The sequence below is a fragment of the Blautia sp. An81 genome, from assembly GCF_002161285.1.
Taxonomy (GTDB): domain Bacteria; phylum Bacillota; class Clostridia; order Lachnospirales; family Lachnospiraceae; genus Blautia; species Blautia ornithocaccae.
Map to the genome: position 1 here is coordinate 1 of NZ_NFHH01000054.1, position 6,067 is coordinate 6,067.

Below are 6,067 nucleotides of genomic sequence, written 5' to 3' on the forward strand. Positions count from 1 at the left end.
GGATTTGGTCTTTTGCTACTGCCATAAATAAACTCCTTTTCGATAAGAATTGTCATATCTGTAATTCTTACCAAAAAGGAGCCATTTTTTACCAAAGCCACAAAGTTTTTTACACTACCCATCTTCCTCTTTTTTATTTTCTTCTCCGCTCCATTTCTTCTTCCGCCGCCATCTGCGGCACAGGCTTCCCGCTCTTTCTGGCAATCTCCGCCTGCTTCAGATGGAGACGATCCAGGACAGAGATACGCTCCCCGATCTTCCGTGGTTTCAATGGCAAATTGTTCATGCGCCCGTCGATCATATCATAATTCTGTTCTTCTGTAATCTCTGCGCTCCGCAGATATTCCCCGTTTTCATAGGCTTTCTGCCAGTTTTCCAAAACCGGCTTATCTTGTTTAACCTCTGCAGGCTCCGTCTTTTGCGGATGCAGATACTCACGGATCTGCTGTTTGACGGTTTCATCAAAACCATGGAAAACATTGTCCACTACCAGATTTCCGTCCCCGTCAAGGACTACATTTGCCGCCTGCGCCCCGTATGCGGTATGCTCCATCAGGAAAAATTCCCGGCCATCTATGATGATGCTGTCGTATGCAAGCCAGCTTCCCTCTTTTCCCTCGATATGGAAGTCTATCGTATCATAAGAGATCAGCGCACCGGAAGAACCCAGGCGGAGAAAGCCCGCAATCACGATAAATCCCTCTTTATCCACATAGTAAGCGGTAATCTCACCATTGCTGTTTAAGACAAGCACATCACTGACACTAAGGGAATGGCAGGCTATGGAACGGGGCGGATGTTCTTCCAGACGTTTCCGGATGCTTGCGGGCGTATCGCCGTTTTTCATCCGCCCCAGATATACCTGCCCATAATTCTCATGGCGCACCGGGATTTTCTTCTCCTGCAGCTCCTTATAACAGCGGAACCGGATCAGGCGGTTTTCCGGCGTTGTCTTTAGCTGATACCATGCAAACTGATTGACTTCCACTATTCCTCTCCCTCCGCTAGTTCCTGCCGGTATTCTTCCAGATCCATTACAGAAAATTCCTGATCTGTTAGCTGCTCCATCTTTTTTAGCGTACTGTTTACAAGTGTGAGCATCTCCGTATCTTCTTTCACAAAGGGAAGTATCCTACGAATCTCCTGCATGGTTTCCGTCCGGCAGTTCTTTTTAAACATTGCTATGACAAAACGTTCATCTTCTTCAAATCTTACTCTCATATCTCCGGTTCTCCTTTCCTGTGTCCCTGGGTTTTCTTTTCCGCTTTCTGTTTTGCCTGACGTTCCCTGAGCGCCGCAAGAACGGACTGGCGCACTCCGGTAGGTTTTTCTGCTTCCTGCCTCTGTACATTCTGTGCCTGTTTGTCCTGTTCTTCCCGGCCAGCCTCATGCTTTGGCTGCACTTCATTTTCTTTCTGGTTCTCCTTTATCAGCATTTCTTCCAGATCCGCCATGGCTTTCTGCACCAATGGACTCTCTTTATAGTGGGGAACCAGTTCAATCGCATCTTTTGAGATCACTCCTGCCCGCATAAGCTCATAATCCCCGTCATACATACTTCCATCTTCCAGCCGGAAACCAATCCCTTTGATCCCGTTTATCCGTTCCGATGGGATTTCTTTGTATTTCTGAAAGGCTTCCTCCAGTGTCAGATTGCCGTAATACTCCCCCAGCACCGGGAACTCCATGCACTCGGCAGCATAAAAACAGATAGACGCCTCTTTTTGCGTCGTGGCAATCTCCTGCCTCTTTTCCACTTCATCTAAAAACCCTTCCAGTTCCATTACTTTGTAATTGACAGGCTTCCCGCCGGCTTCGCCGGAGAGGATATCTTCAATCGCTTCCTGCTCGGAAACATCTTCATTTTCATAGATACCCCCGTCAATCTCCCGGTAATCCGCATCGTAAAAGGTATAATCATACCCGCCATCTGTAGACTGGATAAAAAAATACTGCTCCATTCCCGGAAGGAAATAGACCGCCTCCATATCCCGGTTATCCAGATAAAAAACGGCCCGGTTCACAGCATCTGTCACCTCCGGATTCATCCACTTCCCACTTAAAGATACCTTTTCAATATCTTCTACTTCCTCAATTCCGTTTTTACAGCAGATCAGGGGCATCCTAGAAGTGACAGGCTCCCGGCTTTCCATACCGAGCTGTTTGTCTAAGTGGTTTGGATGAACATGATAAGTTTCCAGGGCTTCCTTTAGTGTGGCAAAATACTGATACTCCCGGTCTGCTTTGTCCCCATATGTGTCATTTACCACATAAAACTGCTTAATAAACGGTTCCGGTACTTTCTCATACAAATACTCCGTGACCGCTTTCATAGCACCGGCACCAAATCCATGCTCCAAGTCCTCCGCAACCAGCTTCCCATCCGCATCTAAAATAATACCGCCTACAGTATCGCCATATTCATCATGTTCCATCCGGTAAAATTTCTCACCGGCAATCTCTTTTGATTCAGCCGTATGCCAGGTTCCGAAATATCCTTCTGCCCGAAAGCCTTTTGTCTCTGCCGTTACCTGTGCCGTCTCTTTCTCTATAAGCTGTTCCCTTGCTCCTATTGTCTGCCTCGCAAGGTCAATAAAACCGTCCAGCACCGCCGGGTGGCTAGTTACAACATAATCGGCGTTTAAATCCATGCCACGGCTGATATTCTCCGGGATTTTAAAGCTATCCGCCCATTCCTTTGTCTCTTTGGAAAGCCGCCCGTCAGCTTTAAGATGCTGGACAGTACAGGCAAGCACAAATGACACTCTCTCTGATCCGTATGCCTCTACCACATCTGACGCAGCATCCTCTGCCAAATGATACCCGTCAAAATGTTCGCTAATTGCCGTTTCAATCGCCTTCTTACAGTCCAGGTTCAGCTTCCGGGAGTCCAGATAAGCATCCACATTTTTATGTTCCATAGCGTAGGATAAATCCGACAGATAAAGCGGCGGGTATTCTTTTGTCTCCAGATGTATTTCAGTAATGGCCATTCTCTGCTGCGCAAATCCCGGCAACTCCTGATAGCCGAAGCTGTCTACATAGTGAGCCGTCAGTTCCCCATCCTTTTTCAGCACCACTACATCGCTTACAGACAGGGAATGTCCCGTATAGTCATCCGGATGAGCCACATTAAACTTTTCATAGAGAGTCTCAAGAGTATCATTATTTTCCAACACATCCCCATAAATAAACTGATAATCCTCCCCATCTACAGACAGCCTCTTTTCCTGCAGATAGCTCATTCCCATAAAGCGGTACTGATTTCCTTTACTGTCGTCTCTTATCTGATAAATCCCGTATCTATCCTGTTCGCTTTGGAAAAGCGCTGTTTCCTGATGACGCTGCGTTTCCCTCTGGATCTCCCGTATCCTTTCTTCTATCTGATCGATCATTTCTCCGGCGGTTTTCCGGATAGTGTCCATGGAATCCCGGAGTTCTTTCATATTCTTATCACTGCTCCAGCCGGCAATATAAGGGAAAGAATAATCAGAGGTATCCAGACCAAAGTGCTGGCAGACCGTATAAGCTATGCTTTCCGCTTCAACCTCCCTTGTCATTTGATCCTTTTTCTCCCCCAGTTCTTCCATAAGATCCCTGTCATGGAGTTTTGCGTGAGCGGTTTCATGGATGCTCGTTTTCACAGTCTGCATCTCACTCATACCTTCCTGGATTACATTCTCTTTCTCTGTACTGCTGTAATATCCTTTTGCTCCGCTCTCGATCTCGTCAAACCGAAACGGCACCGGAGAAACATCCTGAATGGCCCGCATGAAAATCTCATAATTTCCCACACTCCCTGTCAGTTCTGGTGTCTCCAATTCCGGTAACGGCTCTCCCTCCGTCTGTGACACATCAAATACCGTGGTGATTCGGAAACGGGGAATGGTGTACACCACTTCTTCCGTTTCCGGCGTACCATCCGGTTTTAAGACCGGCTCCATAGTAGCCGGATCGATCTTCTCGACTTCTTCCTTTTCCCGGATCGGTGCCGGGGCAATGATCTGTATCCCCTTTTCCCCACGCCTGACCTGCCGTTTAAACTTTTTCTGCCATGCCTGATACCCGGCAACAAGGCTTGCATCTGGCTTCTGAAGATGAATCAGGAGCGTATTGTTAAAACTGTAATTGTGAAATTGCGACATGGTTTTCAAATATTCCATGTACATTTCCGAAGTAAAGATTTCCTTTACTCCCTGTTCCAGACGCTCCATAATCTCTTTCATTTTCTTGTTTCTGTCTTTTTCCGCCATATCTGTCCCCCTCTATTCCAATAAACTTGTATCCAGGTAATCAAATTCCAGTTGCCGTTTACAAATCCCCTGACAGAGATAACAGCTCTGGAATGGAACCCTTGTGCTTTTTCTTTGATTGTCTGTATCATAATTCACTCTGGGGCTTAGCCACAGCAGCTCTATGTGCTGCTGTCGAAACATTTCAAATCTGTCCTTTTGATCAAAAATCCCCTGGAAGTTGATCAGCATAGCAAAAGGAATCTGCAGTTCAAATAATCGCTGAAATACTTCCCCTTTCCGACTGTATGGAGGATTGCTGACGATATAATCACAAGAGGGTACTGGAAAATCAAAAAAATCCTGCCCCGTCTGGATATGCCCATAAACCACATGGAAACCATGCCCCTGAAACACTTTCACATATTGGCTGTCGCTCTTATCAAAGGGACACCATATAGATGCATTCTTTTTCAGTCGTTTCAGGATTGGATATACCGCATAAGCCGGAGTACGGTACTCGTCATTTTTATTAAAGTTGTATTGTATCTGTGACATTTACTTTCCTTTCTTCTAGCATAAAATCCCGCCAGATTTCTGACGGGATTTCTATACAAATCAAAGTTCCACTGCTTGTTTCCTCACAGCCGAAGGATGGCTGCCCCTCTGTTCTGCAATCCGGGTTTTCGCATTTTCCAGTTTTTCCAGTACAGACGGCCTGTGGGGGCTGTCTGCAACAACGGCTTTCTCCGCTACCCTCCCGGCATAATTTACCTTGCTTCTCGGCTGGTCTGCCGCCTCTGTCACATCCTCCGCTCCAAGCGCTTCCGAGGGGGCTTTTTCGTCCATATTCAATAGAACGTTCAGCTCTGCCAGACGTTCAGACTTTTCCGCCAGTTCTTCTTCCTTGTCAAAGGGTTTTGCCACTTCCTCTTTCGCTGTCTCTAACTGCTGCTGTAATGTTTCCAGTTTCTGTTGTGTCTCTGCCACTCTCTTTTCAATACCGGACAGCGTATTGCTGATCCTCTGCAGATTCCCCAGGGCATCCTTCCCGACCTCAATCTTATAGCTGCACTGGCGTTTCAACGTCACCATATATTTCTGGTTAAAGCTGTCAAACTCCGCACTCATCTGGAATCCGTAAAATTCCCCGACCTGCCCGGAGGTTTTCACCGCCTTTAGCCCGGCGCAGGCAGCGATCAGCGCTGTCCCCGCCTCTTTTCTGTCCGTGTATTCCTTGCCGCCAATCGTCATGGAAAACTCGTCCTTTTCTTTCCCCTTTTCCAAGAGCGGCCTCACTGCCTGGAAATCGGATTGCAGCCCCTCCAGACGTTCTTTCGCCGCTGTAATCTGCATGGGATAATTTTTAGCGATATCCTCCTCCAAACGGTACTTCTGGCTGGTATGGTTGGCTTTCATCAGTTTCAGCTTGCTCACCTGGATGTCCAGATCCATCTTTTCCTTGATATACGGATTTCCCGTGGCAAGAGCCTTGATCTCCGCATAGGAAAGCGCCGCATCATCCACATCCTCACAGGCACGGACAGGGCTTTTTGAAGTCATGATTTGGCTTATGAATTTCTGCTTGTTTTCCAAAATCTGCCACATATAGGCATCGAAGGTGTTTTCCGTCACATACCGGAAGATCTTTACCTTTTTATTCTGGTTTCCCTGCCGGAGAATACGCCCCTCCTGTTGTTCCAGGTCTACCGGCTTGTCGAGTAGGTCAGCGGTATTACTACCGCCTTCCCCTCTAAGAACCGTGCGTGAGAGTTTCCCCTCACACGGCTCAAGCAATTCAAAGCATCTACCAATATAGATGCCGGCTAGTCAAC

5 protein-coding genes are annotated in these 6,067 nt (G+C 47.2%); all 5 read right to left on the reverse strand.

Annotated elements, in window-relative coordinates:
- Positions 1 to 133: 133 nt before the first annotated feature.
- From B5G33_RS20610 to B5G33_RS20630, 5 genes are read right to left on the reverse strand one after another with little or no spacing between them, the layout of a single operon-like run.
- Positions 134 to 988 (reverse strand): YodL domain-containing protein, encoded by an 855-nt coding sequence (locus B5G33_RS20610; protein WP_087418951.1) that lies wholly within the window; start codon positions 986 to 988, stop codon positions 134 to 136.
- The gene (locus tag B5G33_RS20615) at positions 988 to 1,221 is read right to left on the reverse strand and encodes a transposon-transfer assisting family protein (RefSeq protein WP_087418952.1); all 234 of its coding nucleotides are present in this window, start codon (positions 1,219 to 1,221) and stop codon (positions 988 to 990) included. The genes B5G33_RS20610 and B5G33_RS20615 overlap by 1 nt, the downstream gene beginning before the upstream one ends.
- Positions 1,218 to 4,253: a DUF3849 domain-containing protein gene (locus B5G33_RS20620; protein ID WP_087418953.1), complete on the reverse strand. Its 3,036-nt coding sequence runs from the start codon at positions 4,251 to 4,253 to the stop codon at positions 1,218 to 1,220. The genes B5G33_RS20615 and B5G33_RS20620 overlap by 4 nt, the downstream gene beginning before the upstream one ends.
- Positions 4,254 to 4,265: 12 nt before the next feature.
- Positions 4,266 to 4,790: a sugar-phospahte nucleotidyltransferase gene (locus B5G33_RS20625; RefSeq protein WP_087418954.1), complete on the reverse strand. Its 525-nt coding sequence runs from the start codon at positions 4,788 to 4,790 to the stop codon at positions 4,266 to 4,268.
- Positions 4,791 to 4,850: 60 nt separating this feature from the next.
- Complete coding sequence (locus B5G33_RS20630) at positions 4,851 to 6,029, reverse strand: hypothetical protein (RefSeq protein ID WP_330396759.1); 1,179 nt, start codon at positions 6,027 to 6,029, stop codon at positions 4,851 to 4,853.
- Between the last annotated feature and the right edge of the window lie 38 nt (positions 6,030 to 6,067).